A 22843-nucleotide genomic window follows, 5' to 3' on the forward strand; every position below is an offset into this window, starting at 1 on the left:
AAAGCACTTTTACCTTGCTGTTTACCTTGGTGTATAGTTGAAAAATCTAGCGCAATGGAGCTTAACGATCCCTCATAGCTTAGTTCTTAAGGAACACAGACCGTGTGACTTCCTATCTTAAAACGGCAAATATCATTGTTTTTCTCAATGCTTTGCCGCTTACAATTTACCGCTAGTAGCTCAAATACACGATGTATCTTATGGCTGCACCGTGTTTGTTCTATGCAATCCAGAATATCATCCAACCAAAGATAACTGCACTTACTCGCTCTAAATGTCGAGATCGCACACTTAAACATACCCGCTGCACTATGGCAGATAAAACGCTTGATAAGTGTTTGCAGTATACTCAGCCAAACCAATGATTCGGCAATATGAGGATCTCGTGTGATGAACCCTTTAAGGTTATTCCATGACTTTAGTTCTTTGAAAAACAACTCAATTTGCCAACGAGTTGCATATATATCGAGTAGCTCGTCAAAGCTAAACTGTGCCTCTTTTAAATTAGTAACAAGGAAAACGGGGCGCTTTTCATTCGGTAAATAGATAAGCCTGTACTCGGGCCCATTTTTCTTCCAACGTACTGTTAATTCAAGTGGTTGGCTTGCGAATTTATCGAGTAACGTTTTGAGTTTAATGTTCTTTTCTTTAAGTTCTATACCCGCGCAATAGGCTGATGTAACGATTGGGTTAATGTTTTTATTTGCTCTGATCAAAAAATATCCGCCATCTTGAGCTACTTGCTCAAAGTAATCTAAGTCAAAATACCCAGCATCAGCAAGTAATAACGTATCTTCAAGTGTGTGGCTACCTGGTAAAAAGGCGCGCTCAGTTTCAACATCAGGACGGATATCTATTTCGCAGGGTTGTTCATTAAATAGGTCATAGGTAACGTGCAACTCAATTGCGGCAGGACTTACAGCAGTAAAACGACCAGCAAAAACCTGCGCTAATTCATCATGTAGAGCAAATGAAGAACCATCTTGCAATAACACTCGCTGTATTCCTCGCTGGGTAAAAAAGGTTTTATCCAGCGTGTTTACAGTCAATTTAGACATCGCTTGAATAACGAGCTCACGGACAAGCTCAGTCAAGGCTGGTTTTCGAATTTGATTATGAAAGGGTTTATAACTTATCGTGCAATCAGCCTGCGTTCGCAAGTTTTGATGGATATCTGACAAGTTAGCGTCTTGCAGGCAAGATAAGCTTTTAAATACGGCTTTGAGCAGAGAAACGATCGACAGGCAACGGTGTCGAACTTGAAATCCAGAGGTTTTTGCAAGCTCAATGAGGTGTTTTTCTGAGATAAGGGCTTTTAATTGGTTTGAAACTTGGTTAATCTGCATGTGAACTCTGTTTTTAGTCATGTTTTTATTGGCGTAACTATTTGATCATTAACAGAGTTCAACTTCAAGTTTTCTTAAGATCCAACCTATGAACGATCCCTTAACTGCAAAGCATTTAGTCATCTAGTAACAATACTAAGACTTATACTATTTTTTTTGTAGATTTTTCCACAGCAGTTTACTTATATTATCAATAAAGCTTGGGTCTTCTTCTTTCATCGTAAGTAAAATCTGCTTATTCATTTGTGTTTTATTTTGAGCGTAAATCCAACGGTTTTTATTAAACTGCTGGGCAAACTCAAGTGCACCCGCTTGTAGTTCGTCATTATTTGCAAACACAGCTTCAACTACTTTGTTCTCTAGCAGCTGCTCTGCACCAACCCGCTCTCCTGACATAGCTAGACGATTAAAGAATGTTTGCGAAATTGCTTTATTAATTATAGGAAACATCGACGGAACAAACGGCACCATTACATCCACTTCAGGAAAACAAAAAAAGCCTTTGTCTGATTTCATAAATCTAAAGTCGCACGCACACGCAAGTACAGCACCATTACCATAGGTATGCCCGTTTAACGCAGCAATAATAGGCATAGGAAAAGTAACGATGCGTTTAAATAAATCGCCTATTTGCACCATAAAGTCAGAAATTGCTGCAGGTAAAATACTTGGATTAGACATCCATTGAAGGTCGATACCCAATGACCAATTTTTATCACTCGAAGACGTTAAAATAACTGACTTAATATTTTGATCTGCTTCAATGTGGTCTAGGTGTAAATTAAACTCAGCCAAAAACGCTGGATTATGACGGTTTTCAGCGGTATTCATGGTGAGTATAGCGGTGTTATTTTTAGTTGTTAGTTCTATTAAATTTGCCATTAAATCCTCTTTTTTGCTTTTTAAGTTAACTTTAAGCGCAGTTCATTATTTTTATAGTTATCAATAATACCAACTCGATTAATTAAGTGGTCTATTTTGGGGCAAGAAAACCTTGTCGATTATAAGGCAAATTAGTTGTTCTATATCAGAAAATTTTAACACAGTTAGTGTCAGATTTAATCCCTCAAATTGATTAAGTATTGGTATAAGGCATGTTTATTTTTTGAGGTTAAATTTCCAGCGGTATGTTTAACTTGGCGCTTGTAATATTCGAGGTTTGGTAATTAATCGTCTTGAATTCAAGTGTTTAGTTTGGATGAATTTCAAAAAATAAGAAGCACTTAATTTAACTCAATATAAACATTAAAAAAGGCGCTCTTAAATTAAGCATCGTTCTTTACAAAACTTATTGTCGATGTTTTTACTTTCCTATCGCTTCTTTGGCGAACAAGTGTTTTATTGGCCCTAGGTTATCAACTAGCGACAACCCTACTCCGCGAATAAGCTTTTTAAACGGATTAGCCCCTTCAAATAACTCTTTTAGCCCTTGCATCATGGCGATGTGCTTTTGTGCGTCGAGCTTACGGGTACGTTCGTAATCGCGCAGTGTGCGCGTGCTTGCAAATTCTTTATTATTACTTGTTAAAAGCTCAATTAAATAAGCGGCGTCTTTTAGGCCTAGGTTCATACCAAGCCCTGCAAGTGGATGGATTGTATGTGCAGCATCGCCAATGAGTACCACTTTGCCTGAAACCCATTGCTGAGCGTAGCGCATTTTAAGTGAGAAAGCCACGCGCTTACTTTGCACTTCACACAAACCGCATTGACCATCTATTGCAGCCATAACGGCTTTATTAAAGGCACAATCATCCATTGCAAGCAGCTCATCGCAGTGGTTTGGGCTTGTAGACCATACTATTGAATGCGTATTTGCATCGCTCAGAGGTAAAAATGCCAGTGGCCCGGTTGGTAAAAACACTTGGCGTGCGGTATTTGCGTGCGGCTCTTTAGTTTTAACAGTCGCAACTAGCGCATGGTGGTCGTAATCTTTAAAGCTAAGCGCCATATTAAATTGTTTACGAATAGCCGAGTTTGCGCCATCGGCCGCCACCAGCAGCTTAGCAATAATAGGCTCGCCGCTTTTAAGCGTTATAAATACATCTGATTCGCTTTGATGTATTTGCTGATACTGCGTATCGAACATTAGCGTGGCGCTTGGTTGTTGCTCTAGCTCTTTTATAAGCGCGTAGCGGATAATGTCGTTTTCAACAATATGGCCTAAATGTTCAAGCTCAAGTTGTTCGTTATTAAACGCTATTTTGCCAAAACTGTCGGCATCACGTACATCCATATGCGTATAAGCGCACGCTCGCTGTGCGATAATTTCGGGCCATACGTTTAATTGCTCAAGCAAGGTTTGACTTGCAATGCTTAGCGCACTTACGCGCAAACCATATTCGTCAGTTGGCAACGCTTGTGTTGGTGCGCCGTCGAGTACAACGACGCTTATATCGGCTTTTGCCAATCCAAGTGCCAGTGTCAACCCTACGCAGCCACCACCTACAATACAAACCTGTGCTTGCTTCATAAACGCCTACCTTGTTTAACTTGCCCCATTAACTGTTTGGCTAATGGCGCTTTTAATACGGGAAATAAATCCATCGAAAACAACCCAATACTGCGCCCCAATGCGAGCACTCGCGATGAGTTTGAAAAAAGCCTAACAAGTGCATCGGTTAAACTCATTACGGTTTTTATATCATCACAGCGCTTTTTTGAATATTCACGTGTAAACGCATAGCTGCCTAAATCGTGTTGGCTGTTTGCTATTAAATTACTAAGTACTTGCACGTCGCGAAGGCCTAAATTAAAACCTTGCCCTGCAATAGGATGAATAGCATGTGCAGCATTACCAATAACCACTGTACGGTGCGCAATTAAAGACTCAACTTGCCCGTAAACGAGCGGGTAACTCGTGCGCATGCCTACTTTAGTAAATTGCCCACCGCGATAACCAAACGCGCTTTGCAGTGCACTTATAAAGTCTTGTTCATTAAGTGCCATGTGCTGTTCGACTTGATCTTGACGCATACACCATACTAACGAATAACGGTTATTGCTCATGGGTAATAACGCCATAGGCCCGTTTTGTGTAAAGCGCTCAAAGGCATGATTATTATGCCCACCAGCCACTTCTACATTAGCAATAATAGCGCCTTGTTCATAAGGCTGGGTATTAAAACCAAGCCCAAGTAAACTACGTGTTGGTGATTGTGCGCCATCAGCAATAACCAATAGCGCTGCGTTTAATTGCTCGCCGCTTTGTAGGGTGAGTGTATTGCTATGCAGAGTTTGCTCAATGGCAGTTACGCTATCGGGGCACAAAAGCGTAATATTTGACTGCGTTAAACGCAGGTGAAGCGCTCGGCCAAATGGATTTACTTCTACTACGTAACCAAGTGAGGGCTTAGCAAATTCGTCGCAATTAATGTGCGCTTTGCCAAAGTGGCCTCTATCAGACACGCTCACTTTTTTGATTGCTGCGGTGTAAGGGGCATTTTGCTCAAATAAATTGAGGCTTTGTAAATACTCTACCGATTGCTGAGCAAGTGCAATGCTTCTGTCGTCAAAGCTTGGGTGGTAGTCGCCGGTTACTTGATTAGCTTCTACAACGGCAATATTTAACGCGGGATTAGTTTTAGCCACACTTAATGCGCAGCTTGCTCCCGCTAAACCACCGCCAATAATAACTACATCAAACTGCTTAGCCACTTTACTCTCCGAGCTTTATACGTTTTTAGCACTTTGCATAAGTGCTTCTATATCGCTAATTTTTTTAGGTACGCTTAGGGTCAAGTTTTCATGGCCGGTTTCGGTAACTAGCAAGTTATCTTCGATACGAATACCAATGCCTTTGTATTTTTGCGGTGCGCTTGAGTCTTCGCTGATATAAAGCCCAGGCTCTATAGTGAGTACCATACCCGGCTCAAATGCACGCTCAACGTTATTTACTTTGTAATCGCCAACATCATGTACATCTAAACCAAGCCAATGCCCAAGCCCGTGCATGTAATATTCTTTACATGCCCCTTTTGCCATTAGCTCATCAAAGTCGCCGGTTAAAATACCTAAATCAAGTAAACCTTGGGTCATTACTTCCATTGCTAGTTTATTAGCATGCGACATGTAACCACCGGGTTTTACTTCACCAAAGGCAACTTCTTGCGCTTTAAGTACAATATTATAAAGCGCGGCTTGCTCTTCACTAAATTGTCCATTTACTGGAAAAGTACGGGTAATATCGGCGGCGTAACCTTGTAGTTCACAACCGGAGTCTATAAGTACCAGGTCGCCATTTTTTAATACGTCGCTATTTTGCGTGTAATGTAAAATATTGGCGTTGTCGCCACTACCAACAATTGTGCCGTACGCCGGATGCGGCGCACCATTCATAGCATAATGATGATGTAGCTCAGCCTCTAGCTGAAATTCAGTAGCTCCGGGGTGTGAAAAACGCATAGCGCGCATGTGCCCTCGCGCACTAATTTCACAGCCTTCTCGCATAACATCTATCTCGCTTGGCGATTTAAACAAACGCATTTCATGAATAAGGCCGCGTATTTCTTTTAAAGTACTCGGTGCATTAAGGCCTTTTCGTGAGCCACTTCGAAGTGTACCTAGTAACGAAAACACTTTAGTATCAAATGAAGGATAAGCACCTTGTGCAAAATAAATCGCATCTTTTTCATTTAGTATATCGAGTAGCTTATCGTTTAATTCACTTAGCGGGTAAGCTTCATCAAACAAGTAGTCACTTTTAGCTTTATCAAAGCCAACCCTGCGGCCATGCCAAATTTCGGCAAGCTTGTCTTTATCTAAGCAAAATAAAGTACTGGGTGCATCGCTGTTGTTACATAGTACAAGTACAGCGTCGGGTTCGTTAAAGCCTGTTAGGTAAAAAAAGTCGCTATCTTGTCTAAATGCATATTCGGTATCGCGGCTACGCGTCACTTCGCTCGCAGCAGGGATAATAGCAACGCTATTTTTATCCATTTGCGTAAGTAAACGCTCGCGGCGTGCTTTAAATTCTGACTTTTGTACTTCAACCATTATTAACCAACCCGTTTAACTTTTTAAACTAATGAAGTGTTTTTTTAGTACTTTGCGTGTTTTGCTCTTTACCAAGCTCTGCAAAACAAAGTAGTGCTGATACGCGCACATATTCAATCACTTCGTGCAGCGCTTGGCTGTCTTCTTCGGTTTCTTCAAAAGTGGTATCTAGGCGAGTGATTTCGCTAAAATCAGTAATAACTTCTTTAACATCGCTCGATAGTTTACCGTAATCTTTTTGCTTTAAGCCAAAACCAAGCATAAAGCCTGCTACCCATGATACGAGACCATTAGCCTGATCGATGAGTGTTTCGTCGTCGCTTGGTAAAAATAAATCAAACTGAAATTCATCATCATTAAAGCTCGCAACTACTTGCTTATAAATAGTGCCAAAAAACTGCTTTAAATCGTTACTAAACGATTCACCATCATTAAACACATCGCTTAAAAGGCCTAAGTATTCTTTGTCGTCAATGGTTAAACCACACGCAAGTAAACCACTAATTACACCATGCGCTTCGGCAGGTGATACAAATATTTCGTTTTTTTCTAAAAGCAGTTGAGCTTTTTCGTAATCGGGTAAATCGTTCATAATCGAATCTTCGCTTTGCAAGTTAAGGCAATGCTACCACTCGATAAAAAGCAACTCCAATTAATTGTATGATCAAGCTCAAAAACCATGCAATTAAGTAAATGACGGGTTAAAGATGCGGAAAAACTAAGCGAACAGTTTAATTTTTTACGTTTGGGGTTTAAGGATTGGATTATGTCTTATATACTTAAATTGTTCCCTGGGGTACCGGAGCTTAGTTAAGTCCCTGAGCCGATAAATTTTATACTAGGGTTTCTGTTCGTCTACTATTGTGCAAGCTCGGCATGTACCGAGAAGCCTACGGTAAACCGCAGATTCCCGCCCTGAAACCTTCTGGTTTCAGGACTGAAACCGAGTACCGTATCTTGGGGAACACCTTCTTATTTTTATACTCCCTCTTATTACTTATTCATTTCTTTGCTATACCTTCGTACATTATTTTTATAATTTTTGGCAAAAAAAAGCTGCAAACAATTTCTTACTTACAGCTAAATTTTAAATGCTTACGCTTATTTACTTAAACCAACCTTGAAAGCGCTCCATCATCATGTAGTTTATTGGCACTAACAATAAAGTAATAAAGGTCGCAAAAATAATCCCAAACCCTAGACTTACCGCCATAGGTATTAAAAACTGCGCCTGAGTCGCTTTTTCAAATAATAACGGCATTAAGCCAATAAAGGTCGTTAAACTAGTTAGCATTACAGGGCGAAAACGCGATGCACCTGCAATTTTAACCGCATCTAATAACTTTCCACCTTCACTGCGCTTTTTATTAATAAAATCAACTAGTACAAGGGAGTCATTTACTACCACCCCAGTTAAGGCGAGCATACCAAGCAAGCTCATAATAGTTAAATCCATACCCATAATCCAATGCCCGACTACGGCACCTATCATGCCAAATGGAATTACACTCATTACTATAATTGGCTGTAAGTAAGATTTAAGCGGTATTGCTAATAGCGCATAAATTATGAAAAATACAAACACAAGTGCCCAAGCCAACGACCCAAAAGACTCTCGCTGCTCTTTAGCCTCACCTTCTAGTTTGTAATCTACTCCAGGATATTGTTGCATTAACTCATCTAAATACTCCGTTAGGTCAGCCTGAAGTATGGTCATGTTGGTGTTATTTTTTTCGATATCCGCTGTTACATTTAAAGTACGATAGCGGTCTATTCGGTTAATAGTTGACGGGCTTTGTCCTGCGGTAAGGGTTGCAACATGCGATAACGGCACCGAGCCACCAGCTGGTGTATTTATAAGTATATTTTGTAAATCGGCTACAGAGCGACGCTCATCTATAGGTAAGCGAACCATTACACGTACATCATCACGTCCGCGCTGAATACGCTGTACTTGTGAGCCAAAGAACGAGTTACGCACTTGCCCTGCAACATTAACTCTATTTAAGCCCAGCGCCAAACCTTGTTGCGTAAGCTCTATTTGTAACTCTTCTTTACCGTCGGACATACTATCGGCAATATCAAATACCGTTGGATAGGTCGATAAACGGGTTTTAATGTGATCAGCCACGTCTTGTAAAATAGTCAACGAAGTGCCGCTAAGCTGAACATCAATTGGGTCAGAACTTCGGCCAATTTCGGCTCTAAACGTTAAACTTTCGGCACCTGGAATGACACCAATTAAATCGCGCCATTCGCTGGCAAGTTCTCGTGATCCTATGTCTGATTCACGCTTTTCAGCCGGTGTTATTTCAAAGCGTACAGAGCCTGAATTAGATACACCACCACGCCCGCCTGTTGTGGCTAATATATTTAAAATAACGCTTTCGCCAGTATCTGGATCGCGGTATTTTTCTTGTAATTGCTGCGCCTTTTGCGACATGTCAATTACGTATTTATTAGTTACTTCAAACGGTGTACCTGTCGGTAGTGTTAAGTTAACGCGGACTGTTTCGCTTGGTATGCGCGGGAAAAATACAAACTTAGTCCAACCGCTGGTGATCATGGTTAAAATTATAACAAATACACCAATAAACAAGCTTACCGAAGCCAATTTATGGCGCAGTGCTAAATTTAAAGTGGGTTGATAGTATTTTAAAATCGCGTTTTCAAATCCATCTGCAAAACGCTGTTGAATAACATCAAACTTTGAAGGTTCGCCTTTTTCGTGGCGTAGTTTTATATATTTTAAATGTGCTGGTAGTACAAATTTAGATTCAATCAATGAAAACAATAATACCGGAATAACCACTACCGGTATTTGTGCAAACAAGGCACCACGCGCCCCTTCAATAAAGGCCAAAGGTAAAAAGGCAGCAACGGTAGTCAACACACCAAATGTTACTGGTGTTGCTACTTCTTGAGTACCTAAAATTGCGGCCTGCTCGCCCGACGTAGCTGTTTTTAAATGGGTGTAGACGTTTTCACCGGTAACTATGGCGTCATCAACAACAATCCCCAGTACCAATATAAAGCCAAATAAGCTCATAATATTAAGGGTTACGCCAAAAATAGGCATCGCTATAAACGCGCCCATAAACGAAACCGGAATACCAATAAATACCCAAAATGCAATTGCAGGGCGTAAAAACAAAGTAAGTAAAGCCAGTACTAAAATACCGCCTTGTAAAGCATTGGTAGTAAGGGTCGAAATACGACTTTTAACCAGCTCCGAATCATCATCCCAGTAACTTAGTTCAAACCCTTGCGGGAGAGAGCTTTGTTGCTCTTTTATGTAATTTTTAACTTCGTCAGCAACAGTAATCGCACTTTGCGGACCAATTCGATATACGTCGATAAATGCAGCCTGCTTACCATTAAAGCGAGTACGTACTGGGGTTTCTTCAAAATCGTCTTTAATTATTGCAATATCGCCTAAGCGAATAATCGTGCCGTCAGCTTGGTTTTTAACAACAATATTGGCAAATTCATCTTTACGATATGCTTGCCCTTTAGAGCTTATAAGTACGTCCCCACCTTCAGTTTTTAAGTTACCAGCAGAAATATCAGAGCTTGAATTAGCAATGGCACTCGATATTTGTGCAAGGCTTAAATCGTACTGGCGAAGAACGTCTTGGCTTACTTCAATGGCAATTTCGTAATCACGAACGCCACTTAGCTCTACCTGTGTTACATTAGGTAAACGTAGAATTTGATCGCGTACTGTTTCCGCGTATTCGCGCGTTTCTTTTTCGCCGTAATCACTTGATACAGTAACCGCGATAACTTCGCGAATTCGCTCCGCAAGCGCGACTATTGGCTTCTCAGCATCGGCTGGAAAGGTGTTAATTGCATCTACACGACTTTTAATATCAGCTAAAAGCTCACGCGGGTCGTAGCCCGTTTCAACTTCAATTGTTACAGAGCCTGAGCCTTCAGAAGAGCGGCTAAATATTTGCTTAATACCTTCTAAATCTTGTACGGCTTCTTCTATACGAATTGTTACGCCTTGCTCTACATCCTCTGGTGTTGAGCCACGCAAACTTACGTTCACGCTTATCATGTCGGTTTCGAATGAAGGGAATACTTCAAGCGGTATTTTAGTCGATAAACTAAAAAGCCCCGACAGCAGCAACGTTACTAGCAATAAGTTAGCTGCAACATGGTTTTTGGCAAACCAAGCTATCATGGCTTATCTCCTTGCTTTGCTGGACGGCGTTTTTTTAACTCTTCAACACTAATACCAAGCTCTTTTGCTTTTTGTTCAAGTTGCTCAGCTGTAGGGCGCTTTCCTTTACCTTGCCCATTCGCTCCACGGCTTTTAGGTTGATCTGCACTTTGTTCACCTAAAATACTTACTTGAGTTCCTGAACTCACTTGCCCAAGCGGCGTAATAACAAGCTTGTCATTTGCGTTTAAACCGGTTTTTATCATCGCCTGAGTCGCATTTTGCCAAGCTAGTGTGATGTCTTTGCGCTTAAGTACGCCACCTTCAACAATGTAAACGTACGTTCCTTGATAAATTGTACTGTTAGGAATTATAAGTGCGTTAGATACTGTTCTGCCGGTAATTTGCGCTTTTATATACTGCCCAATTTTTATTGGGTACTGGTTATTTGCTGTTGCTTTATACGGGTCATTAATTTTAGCAACGACATAAAGCTGCTGTGCGCCTTCATCTATAGCACCTTCTGTGCGTGCTAATTGACCTTGCCACGTTTGCTCACCTACTAAGTCAGAAGTAAATTTAACAATTGAACCCGCTTGGTTTTTAGCACCATCGCGATACTGCTCTGGTAAATTTACAAATGGGAGATCTTTATTTTTAATTGGTAGGCGAATCTCAACGCTATCGATTGCGTAAATGGTGGCTAGCTGTGTGTTGTTAGTAACAACTTGCCCTAAATCAACACTACGGCTGAGTATACGCCCCGCATATGGCGCCGTTACTTTAGTGCGCTCTAAATCAAGCATCGCTTTTTCAAGTGCTGCCTGCGCCGATAAAACCTCCGCTTCAGCGGCTGCTAGTTGTGGCTCACGTAGTACTAAGCTGCTTGCCTGATTTGAGCCGCCAAGGCGCTTCCAATCGGTAATAGCTTGTTGCCCACGCGCCTTCTCTTCTAGCAAACCTTGCTCTGCGGTTAATAAATTGGCTTGAGCAGATTTAACTTCAGCCTGATGATCTCTGTCGTCTAGTTTTAAAAGTACATCGCCTTTTTCAAAAAAACCGCCTTCTCTAAAGTCATCACTTACTTCAATTATTTGCCCAGATGCCTGAGCCACTAACAAGCTTTGTGTACGTGGTTTTACAGTACCGTAGCTGTCTATCATCACTTGATAATTTTGTGGTTTTAGCTCAAGCGCAGCCACACTTATTGATGCCTTAGGAGGTGTCCCAAAGCGTTTAGCCTCAGGCGTGTTATTTTTAATAAACATAACAATTAAAATAGTGGCAACTATAACCACCGCTGGAATAATAATTTTTGCTGTTTTAGTTTTCATCGTTATTGCTCTTTAGTTCACTTGAGGGCTTTGCAAAATCACCACCAAGGGCAATGTGTAAGTTAATTCTATTGGCTATTAATTGGTTTTTAATATCGATTAAGGAGCTTTGCGCGTCAAAAGAACGGTCTTGGGCATCAAGCACTGTCGTGTAAGTTACCAAGCCACTTTGATACTGCTCAAACGACAATTGCTCTGCAGCAAGTGCGTTTTCTTGTGCCTCTAATGTGCTTGTATATTGAGCTTTGAGGGACTGCTGCTGCGAAATTGCATTTTCAACATCGCCAAACGCGTCATAAAGCGTTTGTAAATAAAGCTGCTCTTGCTTTTGAGTATTAAGACGCGCTATTTCTTCGTTGGCTTTTAAGCGCCCTCCTTCAAAAAGTGGCGCTGAAATACTACCTAATAAAGACCATGCAAGGCTTGATGGAGAAAACAAGTCGCTTACTCGGTCTGTACTATCACTTAATGAAGCTGTTAAATCTAAACTTGGAAAGCGTTGTTTATGCGCATATGCCAATGATGCGTCGGCTGCTAAAAGCTCATACCAACTTGCACGTAGAGTAGGTTTTCGCGTTATAAGCTCAGAAGGTAATCCTAGAGGAATATCGGTATTAATAACAGGTAAGTCACTACTAGCAGTAATGGCACCTTTTGGGTATTCACCAAGTAAACGCTCAAGTACACGTGCTGATGCCGATAAACTCGCTGTTTGAGTGGCAATGCGAGAGCGTTCATTATTAAGCTCATTACGCGCTAAATACACATCGAGCGCTTCGTTTATACCTTGGCGATAGCCAGACTCAATAATATCTAGATTTTGTTGTGCATTGGCTTCACGACGCTTAAATAAATCCAGTAATTGCTGCGATGTAACAACATCAAACCAGCCAGTTACTACATCAGCAACGAGTTGCTGTTTAGCTTGCTCAAACCGTGCCTGTTGCGCTAAATAGTTAAGATTAGCTTCGCGCTTAGCGTCAGAAAGCTTACCCCATAAATCAACCCCGTAAGTTAAATTTAAACTTACGGAGCTTGCGTTGTCGTAACTTACAGGGCGGTTGTCTTTACTACGGCTTGTACGTGTTGATAAATCGAGGCTTGGCCAAAGTGCAGCGCCCGAGACTATAAGTTGCTGCTTTTGAATTTCAACATCATAACTCGTTTGCAAAAGCTGTTGGTTATTTTTAAGTGCTTGTTGTACAAATTTGTTAAGCGTAGGATTTTGTAATTGTGTAAGCCATTGCTCTTGTACTTTTAATGCTGAGCTTGATGCTTCTTGCTGCCATTGCTGAGGCATATTATTAGGCGCTTGCATGCGCTGCGACGAGTTCAAATCACTCGCACAGCCGCTAAGCAGCATCACACTAATTGCCAATAGGGTTGGCTTGCATTGCCAAATCATAATTAAACCTAAATTACTGCTATTTATGAGGTTAATTCAAGCACTTTGGCAAATTTTGCTCAACCTACTTTACATAACATTACATAGCTAGCGATGAACTAACATAATAGCCAGTTATACGGTAAAAATGAGCAAATGATCAGCAATTTTTAACAATAAAAAATTAATTTTTTGTAATGTGTTTAAGAGATTAAATATACAAAAACAAAAAAGCCCCGCTATAAGCGAGGCTTTAAATAAATGTGCCGACTAACCGACTCGAGCGGTTGACCTGCTGATTAAAAGTCAGTTACGTGGTATCAGTAAAACCACTGGTCATGCGGATTAACTATATGAATAATTTATTGAAGTATAATAATGGCCCTATCGTTTTCAACCCGATTTATTGTCAGGGCAAGATCACGAACTTTACCTTGACTTAAAAGTATGATCTTATACTCCTTTTTTAAGGAGCATCCCCATGTCTAACATTCAGCTATTTAAATATTTCGAATCAATCGACGACCCTCGCCAACAAGGTAAAGTTGTTCATAAACTATTTGATATCATATTCTTAGCTGTTAGCGCTGTTGTTTCAGGCTGTCAGGGCTGGGAAGAGATTGAAGATTTTGGTCATGATAGACTAGATTGGCTCAGAAAATATGTTCTTCTTGAACAAGGGATCCCTCGCCATGACACAATTGCTCGTGTAATGAGCCGTATTGACATGACGCAATTCCAAGATTCCTTTTCTTCTTGGATGAAAGCCTGCTCCAAATTAACTCAAGGCGGTGTAGTTGCTATTGACGGTAAACGATTGAAAGGTTCATTTAATCAGTCAGATAGGCGCGATGCGCTTTATATGATCAGTGCATTTGCATGCGAAAATGGTGTTGTTTTGGCACAATGCCCAGTTGATAAAAAGTCGAACGAAATAAAAGCGTTGCCAGAGCTGCTTGAATTATTAGAGATAAAAGGCTGCTTAGTAACGATTGACGCTATGGGGTGTCAAAAATCAATTGCAAAAAAAATAGTTGGTAAAGAAGCCGATTACTTACTTGCGGTAAAAGCAAACCATAAAAAGCTACTGTCACAAATAGAAGATGTGTTATTACCTGAGGTAGCACGACAAGCATCTGATGGGCTCTTGTTTAACGAAGTCGATTATCAAAAAAATAGAGAAGAATTTAGGTGCTGTGCAGTGAGCCATAACGTGAGCAGTTTATCAGAAACGATACACTGGGAGGGTGTAAAAACAGTGGGTGTTATTGTTTCTTATAGGAAAGAAAAAGGTAAATTAAGCAATGAGTTATGCTATAGATACTATATTAGTTCAGCGAATTTAACAGCGGAAGAACTCGCGAGAGGAGCACGACAACATTGGCAAATAGAAAATGGATTACATTGGCGTTTAGATGTAGGATTTAAAGAAGATGAGTGTCGAATTAGGCGCGAAGGTGCAGCACCTGTATTTGCGGGGCTGAGACACATCGCATTTAATCAGCTAAAAGCAGAAAAAAGCTTTAGTAAAGGCATGCCCGCAAAACAGAAAAAAGCTATGCGCAGTACAGCCTACCTTGAAAAGGTACTGAACGCATAGACTTTTTTCATGCTCTTGCCCTGGATTTATTGTACTAATTGTGAGATTAATGTGGTAATTATCAAATTAAAAATCAGTTTGTAAATTTCAATAATTAACCAATAAAAACTGACTGATCCATATTTTGTAGTTTTGAATAATCGACCTGTTGATCCAAATATCACTGATTATTCAATCTTTACCCTAGCTTCATATTTTTATTTATAATTAGATTGATTTACTGCTCTCCGATATCTACAGGTAAATCCAATATGCAATTGAGTGCATTCTCTATCTTTTCTTTCTCTCCGCTCTCAACAGTTGATAATCGCAGTAGTGGTATTGATACCTTCGCTAAAATATTGTTTTTGTGATTATCCCTAATCTTCTGTTTCTCATTAAGCTCATGAAATTCATACCCATCTACTTCTATCGCCAAAATTGGCTGCATATCGAGTTTATTAAACAATAAAAAATCGATATGAGTAAACGGGTGATTAGCAAACTTTTGCTCTTCTTTGGTGAGTATTGATAAATTGCTAATTAATAAGCCTAACGTGTAGTTTCTCCGATATGAAAAGGAGCTATATAAGTTTTGGCTTAAAATATCATCTAACAAGGTGGACATAATATCCTCAGATAAATAGTCAGAATTCCTTTTTATTTTGTGTCTAAATGCAGTCAAAGCATTTGAATATTCTTTGTATAAACAGTCGAAAATAGAAATAGTTTTACTTTCAAAAATGCAAGGGGATAACGATTGATACTCAATATGTCGCAGTAAATCACCGATATTTGAACCTTGCTTTTTTAATACGTTTTGAGAGGTTACTAAGGTGAATCGTTTCTTAGCTCTAGACACTGCTACATTTAAAAGATTTGGTTTATCCATATATGCAGTTAATGTGTTTGATGTAGCACTAAATATTATGCTTTCCTTTTCCCTACCTTGAAATTTATGTACTGTATCCGCTGCAATATTTGCTATTGCAAGACGTGATTTAGCTTGATCTGCCTGTGCTCTATAAGGGGAAATAAAACCAATTTCATCAACCTCTGATAATCTTAATTCATCACTTAAAACTTCATTATTTATAACATCTAATTCTCTAATATTAATAAATCCACTACCTGAAGCTGGCTTTCTTGCGTGATTGCCTTTTTCCGTTTTGATGACTTTGAATGGATCAGTTGAAGAAGATGTCATTATGATTAATTGACCGTCGTAATATTTTTGATTACAAAAGTCGATAATTCTAGGGTGGCAACGATAATGTTCTTTTAAAAGTGTTTTAGGTACTGAAGTAAACAGTTTATCTAGTGAAGATAATAGGCTTTCGTGAAAATAACTATAGCCATTCATTACATTAAATCGTAGATCTATAATATTGTTTAATGAACTGTCAGGAATGTGTGGAAGTTGTTTTAAATCACCAACGACGACAATGTTTTTGGCACATGACATTGATAAAAAGCCGGTCAATAAATCTACCTGCGATGCTTCATCAACAATTAAATAATCAAATAGCTCGGTTTCACTTTTGTTATTAATAATTGAATCAGTAGTGCTAAGCACTATAGGGTATCGATTAACAAACCCTTCGAATGCTTCTTGGCTTCTTTTATAGAGTTATTGTCAAATCTGGTGTATGAGCTCATCTTGATGCTCTGTTTGATCTTGAGTTATTCTTTCGCCGTCTTTAAATTTTACCCCTGTAATTACTTCAGCCAGTAACTTAAACCCTCGCAAGCGGTACCATTTTTTCTCTGCCGACTGCGCGAGTTTAAAAACCATCATTAAGGTGGTTGTCCGGCTGCCACAACTCTTCACTTTATGCGTTCTCAGCCTTACCGTCGCAAACGTTGACTCTATCGGATTACTCGTTCTTATGTGCATCCAATGCTCAGCAGGATAATCATAAAATGCCAGCATTTCATCTTTATCCTTCATCAAGCAATCCGTCGCTTTTGGGTATTTGACTGAGTAATTTTTAACAAATAAATCATACGCTTTATAAGCAGAAGCTCGACTCTCTGCCATCCAGATATCTTGTAAATTCGCTTTGATTTTAGGTTGCATTGATTTCGGCACTTTGTTTAGCACATTCGCGATTTTATGCACCCAGCAACGTTGATGTTGGGTTGTTGGCCATACTTTGGTGAGGGCATTCCAAAACCCCAGCGCACCATCCCCTATGGCCAATTTTGGTGGTATTGTTAGACCCTGTGAGCGCAACTGATTTAACACTTCAGTCCAGCTCTGCTCAGACTCACGAACCCCGTCAACCACCGCCAATAGCTCCTTTCTGCCCGTTTCATCTACCCCCATAATTACCAGTAAGCACAGCTTATCATCCATTCGAATTTTACTGTAAATCCCATCGGCCCAGATATACACATATCGACGTTTAGCCAAGGAACGTTTAGACCACTGCTGATACTCCGTTTCCCAGGTGGATTTCAACCGAGAGACACTATTGGCCGACAAACCTTTGGCTTGCTCGCCTAAAAGAGACACTAAAGCGGGCTGCATATCACCCGTCGAAATTCCTCGTAAATAGAGCCATGGGATCAGCTCTTCGATATTTTTTGTCCGTTTCAGATAAGGCGGGATCAAGGCACTATTGAATTTAATGCCTTCCTTTTTTCGATCCCTGACTTTAGGTATTTTGACCTCAATATCACCAAGGCCTGTTTGGATCGTACGCTCAGGCTGGTGACCATTTTTGACGATCCGCTGAAGTCCCTCGACGGTCTCATGCTGGTATTGAGCCAATAAAACAGCCAACTCAGCCTCAATCGCTTGAGCTAACAACTGCTGCGCCCCGCTTTTAAGCAACTGCTCTAACGGATTGTCTGGTTTTTCAATGGAAATAACATTATCATTTTCAGTCATTGCGATGTCTCTCTGGTTAATTGTTGATCTGGTCAAGATCAATTAACAGATTACATCGCAATGACTTTTTCTCATACACCAGAAACGACTATAGCTCTCTTTTATAAGACTTTACGTCTACATTGCTATCTTTAATAGACTGGTATTTTTGTGCGATAAATGATTTAAATAAGGTGTTAGATAGTTGTGTTTGCCTTTGTAAAAGGCTTTCATAATTCTCATTAATGAGAAGTTGCTCTAAGCCATTTATTTCTTGATCTAGCTCAATTTTTTTACGTTGATAATATTCGCTAATGATGCTTTTAAAGACATTTTCGTTTAGTAGCCTTAAATCACCAAATTTGTAAATTTTATATCTATATAACCATTTAAATTTTGTTAGCCAACTTAATCTTTCAGATTGAGAGTGGTACTTAAAATCGGCTAAAAAATTTAAAAGGTTAGGGGTATTCCATTTAGTCATAAATGATAAACGTTTGATGTTTAAGGGTCTGATATCAAAGTATTTATCGAAATATTGTTTTTCTATACCTAGACGTACTAGGGTTTCTTTAATAACTGCCAGTGCATTGTTAGCTTCTAGTAACTTAGTTATCTGACTACTTATTTGGTTTAATTGATCTTTAAGATGATAAACAGTGTTGCTGTCCATTGACCAACCTTTAAGTTCAGGTAGATCCCCTTTAACACTAAAAAATTGCTTTTGTGAGTCCTTATTACCTAGCCTTGCAGCGATAAAGCTTATTTGCTCTTTCTCTAGCTTCTCAAAAACATTATCAATTGCGGAATTGTTACCGGCTACCACAGCAACATTTTTTCCTTGCATGATTATGTTGGTAATTATGTTGAGAATAGTTTGTGTTTTGCCTGTGCCGGGAGGGCCTTGTATCAGGCTAATTTGACTTTCCAAGGCATTAATAACTGCTTTTTGTTGTGAAGGATTTATACCAAAAGGAAATATGGGATAGGTTGTGATTTTTTCATGCTTTGGTGGCGCTAGCGGAGTTATTGTCAAATCTGGTGTATGAGCTCATCTTGATGCTCTGTTTGATCTTGAGTTATTCTTTCGCCGTCTTTAAATTTTACCCCTGTAATTACTTCAGCCAGTAGCTTAAACCCTCGCAAGCGGTACCATTTTTTCTCTGCCGACTGCGCGAGTTTAAAAACCATCATTAAGGTGGTTGTCCGGCTGCCACAACTCTTCACTTTATGCGTTCTCAGCCTTACCGTCGCAAACGTTGACTCTATCGGATTACTCGTTCTTATGTGCATCCAATGCTCAGCAGGATAATCATAAAATGCCAGCATTTCATCTTTATCCTTCATCAAGCAATCCGTCGCTTTTGGGTATTTGACTGAGTAATTTTTAACAAATAAATCATACGCTTTATAAGCAGAAGCTCGACTCTCTGCCATCCAGATATCTTGTAAATTCGCTTTGATTTTAGGTTGCATTGATTTCGGCACTTTGTTTAGCACATTCGCGATTTTATGCACCCAGCAACGTTGATGTTGGGTTGTTGGCCATACTTTGGTGAGGGCATTCCAAAACCCCAGCGCACCATCCCCTATGGCCAATTTTGGTGGTATTGTTAGACCCTGGAGCTATAGTCGTTTCTGGTGTATGAGAAAAAGTCATTGCGATGTAATCTGTTAATTGATCTTGACCGGATCAACAATTAACCAGAGAGACATCGCAATGACTGAAAATGATAATGTTATTTCCATTGAAAAACCAGACAATCCGTTAGAGCAGTTGCTTAAAAGCGGGGCGCAGCAGTTGTTAGCTCAAGCGATTGAGGCTGAGTTGGCTGTTTTATTGGCTCAATACCAGCATGAGACCGTCGAGGGACTTCAGCGGATCGTCAAAAATGGTCACCAGCCTGAGCGTACGATCCAAACAGGCCTTGGTGATATTGAGGTCAAAATACCTAAAGTCAGGGATCGAAAAAAGGAAGGCATTAAATTCAATAGTGCCTTGATCCCGCCTTATCTGAAACGGACAAAAAATATCGAAGAGCTGATCCCATGGCTCTATTTACGAGGAATTTCGACGGGTGATATGCAGCCCGCTTTAGTGTCTCTTTTAGGCGAGCAAGCCAAAGGTTTGTCGGCCAATAGTGTCTCTCGGTTGAAATCCACCTGGGAAACGGAGTATCAGCAGTGGTCTAAACGTTCCTTGGCTAAACGTCGATATGTGTATATCTGGGCCGATGGGATTTACAGTAAAATTCGAATGGATGATAAGCTGTGCTTACTGGTAATTATGGGGGTAGATGAAACGGGCAGAAAGGAGCTATTGGCGGTGGTTGACGGGGTTCGTGAGTCTGAGCAGAGCTGGACTGAAGTGTTAAATCAACTGCGCTCACAGGGTCTAACAATACCACCAAAATTGGCCATAGGGGATGGTGCGCTGGGGTTTTGGAATGCCCTCACCAAAGTATGGCCAACAACCCAACATCAACGTTGCTGGGTGCATAAAATCGCGAATGTGCTAAACAAAGTGCCGAAATCAATGCAACCTAAAATCAAAGCGAATTTACAAGATATCTGGATGGCAGAGAGTCGAGCTTCTGCTTATAAAGCGTATGATTTATTTGTTAAAAATTACTCAGTCAAATACCCAAAAGCGACGGATTGCTTGATGAAGGATAAAGATGAAATGCTGGCATTTTATGATTATCCTGCTGAGCATTGGATGCACATAAGAACGAGTAATCCGATAGAGTCAACGTTTGCGACGGTAAGGCTGAGAACGCATAAAGTGAAGAGTTGTGGCAGCCGGACAACCACCTTAATGATGGTTTTTAAACTCGCGCAGTCGGCAGAGAAAAAATGGTACCGCTTGCGAGGATTTAAGCTACTGGCTGAAGTAATTACAGGGGTAAAATTTAAAGACGGCGAAAGAATAACTCAAGATCAAACAGAGCATCAAGATGAGCTCATACACCAGATTTGACAATAACTCTAGACCCTGTGAGCGCAACTGATTTAACACTTCAGTCCAGCTCTGCTCAGACTCACGAACCCCGTCAACCACCGCCAATAGCTCCTTTCTGCCCGTTTCATCTACCCCCATAATTACCAGTAAGCACAGCTTATCATCCATTCGAATTTTACTGTAAATCCCATCGGCCCAGATATACACATATCGACGTTTAGCCAAGGAACGTTTAGACCACTGCTGATACTCCGTTTCCCAGGTGGATTTCAACCGAGAGACACTATTGGCCGACAAACCTTTGGCTTGCTCGCCTAAAAGAGACACTAAAGCGGGCTGCATATCACCCGTCGAAATTCCTCGTAAATAGAGCCATGGGATCAGCTCTTCGATATTTTTTGTCCGTTTCAGATAAGGCGGGATCAAGGCACTATTGAATTTAATGCCTTCCTTTTTTCGATCCCTGACTTTAGGTATTTTGACCTCAATATCACCAAGGCCTGTTTGGATCGTACGCTCAGGCTGGTGACCATTTTTGACGATCCGCTGAAGTCCCTCGACGGTCTCATGCTGGTATTGAGCCAATAAAACAGCCAACTCAGCCTCAATCGCTTGAGCTAACAACTGCTGCGCCCCGCTTTTAAGCAACTGCTCTAACGGATTGTCTGGTTTTTCAATGGAAATAACATTATCATTTTCAGTCATTGCGATGTCTCTCTGGTTAATTGTTGATCTGGTCAAGATCAATTAACAGATTACATCGCAATGACTTTTTCTCATACACCAGAAACGACTATAGCTCCGCTAGCGTAACAAAATTACTAATGACACATTCAGGTTGGATGGCACCTAGTTTTTTATCGTAAAATAAATTTAAATGTGGTGTTTTATTTTCAAGTGATTTAGCTAAAAAGTAGTAGTAATCAATTAATTGTTTTGTATCTTCATATTCTGCAATGTTGGGAACTAATTCGATGTTTTCAGTTAGTTCTATTCTTTTCTCTTTATCACTAAATAAGCGCACATAAATTCCAAAGGAGAGTGCAAAATTCCACTTAGAGGTACCTTTATTCTTAATGCGGACGAGATTTTTATTCAGCTCTATTTGGGTAGGTTGATCAAAATACTGCACTTTCTCTTTATTATAAGCGTACATTTTATCGCTTTTGCCAAAGTAAACCTCGTATTTATTTCCATTTTCAATAATTGAAGAAAGTTCTTTTGTTTTATCCAGCCAGCTGTTCGATTGGAATACTAATATTAAAAATTTTCTCTCATCCATGATTAGTTAAAACATTACCTTAAATTTAATCCTGAACGGGAACTGATATTAAAAGCCATAGAAACCCCTTCGTTATTACCTGTTGCTGTAACAGTTATATTAGTATCTTTCTTAGCTCCTAAGTTATCACTTGAACCGTATATTACAGGTTTATTATTAAAATCTTCATAGCTAAGTTGTTCTGCTGATGAAGAATATGCAACAGTATAGTTGGCTGACATCTTAGTGCATTTAGCTTTTACTCCGTTCTTATCAATAATTATTATTTCACGCTTAAATTCCCATTCACCATAATGCTTAGAGGCATCATTTGTCATTTCAACATCAACTATATTGCTTTCTTTAATATTTTGAGTTGAAGGTGATGAAATCAAATTATAAACAAAATCTGAAATTAACAATCTCTCATTTTTATAAGTTAAAACTATGGCTTCTAGCGAATATTCAACTTTTTCAGAATCTTCTAGAAAGGTTACATTGAAATCAATATCGTCAATTGTTGTTGAATTGAGTCTTAACTTCACATCTTTAGCTTTATTCAAATATGAAGGCCAAGGTTTAGCCAATGCCTGACCAAAAGATATGGCGTCTACTTGCATTTTTTTTGCATATTTTTTAGCTGATACTGCAAACCCAGATTTTGAAACAATTACGGTTTTTTGAATACCAACGCTTTTATGTTTATTAATCAGTTGTTCCATTGTTGGAACCCCTACTGGGCGAGACTTCGCTGTGCATTCAATACCTATAGTAACTTTATAAGGACCTGAATTATCCTCAATTAAAATATCTATCTCTCTATCCTGCTCAGAGAGAGGAGCCCATAGCATTTTTGATTCAGTTACTATTGCATCAGACGATGCAAGGTGTTGGTTTATTGCTAAAATAAGTTTTTGATATTCGTTAGTTCTTTTGGGCACG

16 protein-coding genes, 1 other RNA gene and 3 pseudogenes are annotated in these 22843 nt (G+C 39.8%); 3 read left to right on the forward strand and 17 right to left on the reverse strand.

Annotated features, from left to right (window positions below; genetic code table 11):
• Positions 1-86 precede the first annotated feature (86 nt).
• From AC0VZ4_RS16090 to AC0VZ4_RS16115, 6 genes are all read right to left on the reverse strand, one after another.
• Positions 87-1346 (reverse strand): IS4 family transposase, encoded by a 1260-nt coding sequence (locus tag AC0VZ4_RS16090; protein ID WP_475439645.1) that lies wholly within the window; start codon positions 1344-1346, stop codon positions 87-89.
• Positions 1347-1493: 147 nt separating this feature from the next.
• Positions 1494-2228 (reverse strand): enoyl-CoA hydratase/isomerase family protein, encoded by a 735-nt coding sequence (locus AC0VZ4_RS16095; RefSeq protein ID WP_306725177.1) that lies wholly within the window; start codon positions 2226-2228, stop codon positions 1494-1496.
• 421 nt (positions 2229-2649) lie between these two features.
• Positions 2650-3816 (reverse strand): FAD-dependent monooxygenase, encoded by a 1167-nt coding sequence (locus AC0VZ4_RS16100; RefSeq protein ID WP_475440159.1) that lies wholly within the window; start codon positions 3814-3816, stop codon positions 2650-2652.
• A complete protein-coding gene (gene ubiH, locus AC0VZ4_RS16105) occupies positions 3813-5000 on the reverse strand; it encodes a 2-octaprenyl-6-methoxyphenyl hydroxylase (RefSeq protein ID WP_475440160.1) in 1188 nt (395 codons plus the stop codon). Before ubiH ends, AC0VZ4_RS16100 begins: the two co-directional genes overlap by 4 nt.
• 15 nt (positions 5001-5015) lie before the next feature.
• Positions 5016-6338, reverse strand: a complete 1323-nt coding sequence (gene pepP / locus AC0VZ4_RS16110) for a Xaa-Pro aminopeptidase (RefSeq protein WP_475440161.1) — start codon at positions 6336-6338, stop codon at positions 5016-5018.
• A gap of 28 nt (positions 6339-6366) precedes the next feature.
• Positions 6367-6930, reverse strand: coding sequence for a UPF0149 family protein (locus AC0VZ4_RS16115; protein WP_007378383.1), 564 nt, complete (start codon positions 6928-6930; stop codon positions 6367-6369).
• Between the two features lie 193 nt (positions 6931-7123).
• Here AC0VZ4_RS16115 and ssrS point away from each other — a divergent pair.
• Positions 7124-7306: non-coding RNA, 6S RNA (gene ssrS / locus AC0VZ4_RS16120), on the forward strand.
• 137 nt (positions 7307-7443) lie between these two features.
• Here the strand turns inward: ssrS and AC0VZ4_RS16125 are convergent.
• The 3 genes from AC0VZ4_RS16125 to AC0VZ4_RS16135 are packed head-to-tail and all read right to left on the reverse strand — an operon-like array spanning position 7444 to position 13245.
• Positions 7444-10527 carry an efflux RND transporter permease subunit gene (locus tag AC0VZ4_RS16125; RefSeq protein WP_475440162.1) on the reverse strand — a complete coding sequence of 1028 codons (3084 nt, stop codon included), beginning with the start codon at positions 10525-10527 and terminating at the stop codon, positions 7444-7446.
• Positions 10524-11840, reverse strand: coding sequence for an efflux RND transporter periplasmic adaptor subunit (locus AC0VZ4_RS16130; RefSeq protein WP_007378385.1), 1317 nt, complete (start codon positions 11838-11840; stop codon positions 10524-10526). Before AC0VZ4_RS16130 ends, AC0VZ4_RS16125 begins: the two co-directional genes overlap by 4 nt.
• A complete protein-coding gene (locus tag AC0VZ4_RS16135) occupies positions 11830-13245 on the reverse strand; it encodes an efflux transporter outer membrane subunit (protein WP_475440163.1) in 1416 nt (471 codons plus the stop codon). Before AC0VZ4_RS16135 ends, AC0VZ4_RS16130 begins: the two co-directional genes overlap by 11 nt.
• Before the next feature lie 460 nt (positions 13246-13705).
• Between AC0VZ4_RS16135 and AC0VZ4_RS16140 the strand changes: the two genes are divergently transcribed.
• On the forward strand, positions 13706-14824 hold the full coding sequence (locus tag AC0VZ4_RS16140) for an ISAs1 family transposase (RefSeq protein ID WP_475439871.1): 1119 nt from the start codon (positions 13706-13708) through the stop codon (positions 14822-14824).
• Positions 14825-15041: 217 nt separating this feature from the next.
• Here AC0VZ4_RS16140 and AC0VZ4_RS16145 read toward each other — a convergent pair whose 3' ends face one another.
• The 5 genes and pseudogenes from AC0VZ4_RS16145 to AC0VZ4_RS16165 all read right to left on the reverse strand — a co-directional run.
• Positions 15042-16166 carry an AAA domain-containing protein gene (locus AC0VZ4_RS16145; RefSeq protein ID WP_475441672.1) on the reverse strand — a complete coding sequence of 375 codons (1125 nt, stop codon included), beginning with the start codon at positions 16164-16166 and terminating at the stop codon, positions 15042-15044.
• A gap of 63 nt (positions 16167-16229) precedes the next feature.
• Positions 16230-16412, reverse strand: a pseudogene (locus tag AC0VZ4_RS16150) (AAA domain-containing protein); the annotation flags it as partial.
• A gap of 27 nt (positions 16413-16439) precedes the next feature.
• Entirely contained in the window at positions 16440-17699 is a 1260-nt protein-coding gene (locus tag AC0VZ4_RS16155) for an IS256 family transposase (protein WP_475439694.1), read from the reverse strand.
• An 88-nt stretch (positions 17700-17787) separates the two neighbouring features.
• Positions 17788-18714, reverse strand: a complete 927-nt coding sequence (locus AC0VZ4_RS16160) for an AAA domain-containing protein (RefSeq protein ID WP_475440164.1) — start codon at positions 18712-18714, stop codon at positions 17788-17790.
• Positions 18711-19301: pseudogene (locus AC0VZ4_RS16165) on the reverse strand (IS256 family transposase); the annotation flags it as partial. The gene AC0VZ4_RS16160 and the pseudogene AC0VZ4_RS16165, both read right to left, overlap by 4 nt.
• Positions 19302-19398: 97 nt before the next feature.
• On the opposite strand from AC0VZ4_RS16165, the gene AC0VZ4_RS16170 reads away from it, so the two are divergent.
• The gene (locus AC0VZ4_RS16170) at positions 19399-20658 is read left to right on the forward strand and encodes an IS256 family transposase (protein WP_475439694.1); all 1260 of its coding nucleotides are present in this window, start codon (positions 19399-19401) and stop codon (positions 20656-20658) included.
• A 9-nt stretch (positions 20659-20667) separates the two neighbouring features.
• Here the strand turns inward: AC0VZ4_RS16170 and AC0VZ4_RS16175 are convergent.
• From AC0VZ4_RS16175 to AC0VZ4_RS16185, 3 genes and pseudogenes are all read right to left on the reverse strand, one after another.
• Positions 20668-21345: pseudogene (locus AC0VZ4_RS16175) on the reverse strand (IS256 family transposase); the annotation flags it as partial.
• A gap of 88 nt (positions 21346-21433) precedes the next feature.
• A complete protein-coding gene (locus tag AC0VZ4_RS16180; protein ID WP_475440165.1) occupies positions 21434-21922 on the reverse strand; it encodes a hypothetical protein in 489 nt (162 codons plus the stop codon).
• Between the two features lie 14 nt (positions 21923-21936).
• A complete protein-coding gene (locus AC0VZ4_RS16185) occupies positions 21937-22842 on the reverse strand; it encodes a restriction endonuclease (RefSeq protein WP_475440167.1) in 906 nt (301 codons plus the stop codon).
• Position 22843 lies beyond the last annotated feature (1 nt).

The organism is Pseudoalteromonas sp. QJM3NY_22, assembly GCF_056173065.1.

Coding starts and splice junctions, on each gene's coding strand:
- AC0VZ4_RS16095 (WP_306725177.1), bottom strand. CDS start 2,228: ATGGCAAATTTAATAGAACTAACAACTAAAAATAACACCGCTATACTC.
- AC0VZ4_RS16180 (WP_475440165.1), bottom strand. CDS start 21,922: ATGGATGAGAGAAAATTTTTAATATTAGTATTCCAATCGAACAGCTGG.
- AC0VZ4_RS16100 (WP_475440159.1), bottom strand. CDS start 3,816: ATGAAGCAAGCACAGGTTTGTATTGTAGGTGGTGGCTGCGTAGGGTTG.
- AC0VZ4_RS16135 (WP_475440163.1), bottom strand. CDS start 13,245: ATGATTTGGCAATGCAAGCCAACCCTATTGGCAATTAGTGTGATGCTG.
- AC0VZ4_RS16130 (WP_007378385.1), bottom strand. CDS start 11,840: ATGAAAACTAAAACAGCAAAAATTATTATTCCAGCGGTGGTTATAGTT.
- AC0VZ4_RS16155 (WP_475439694.1), bottom strand. CDS start 17,699: ATGACTGAAAATGATAATGTTATTTCCATTGAAAAACCAGACAATCCG.
- AC0VZ4_RS16140 (WP_475439871.1), top strand. CDS start 13,706: ATGTCTAACATTCAGCTATTTAAATATTTCGAATCAATCGACGACCCT.
- AC0VZ4_RS16145 (WP_475441672.1), bottom strand. CDS start 16,166: ATGAATGGCTATAGTTATTTTCACGAAAGCCTATTATCTTCACTAGAT.
- AC0VZ4_RS16170 (WP_475439694.1), top strand. CDS start 19,399: ATGACTGAAAATGATAATGTTATTTCCATTGAAAAACCAGACAATCCG.
- AC0VZ4_RS16115 (WP_007378383.1), bottom strand. CDS start 6,930: ATGAACGATTTACCCGATTACGAAAAAGCTCAACTGCTTTTAGAAAAA.
- pepP (WP_475440161.1), bottom strand. CDS start 6,338: ATGGTTGAAGTACAAAAGTCAGAATTTAAAGCACGCCGCGAGCGTTTA.
- AC0VZ4_RS16125 (WP_475440162.1), bottom strand. CDS start 10,527: ATGATAGCTTGGTTTGCCAAAAACCATGTTGCAGCTAACTTATTGCTA.
- AC0VZ4_RS16090 (WP_475439645.1), bottom strand. CDS start 1,346: ATGCAGATTAACCAAGTTTCAAACCAATTAAAAGCCCTTATCTCAGAA.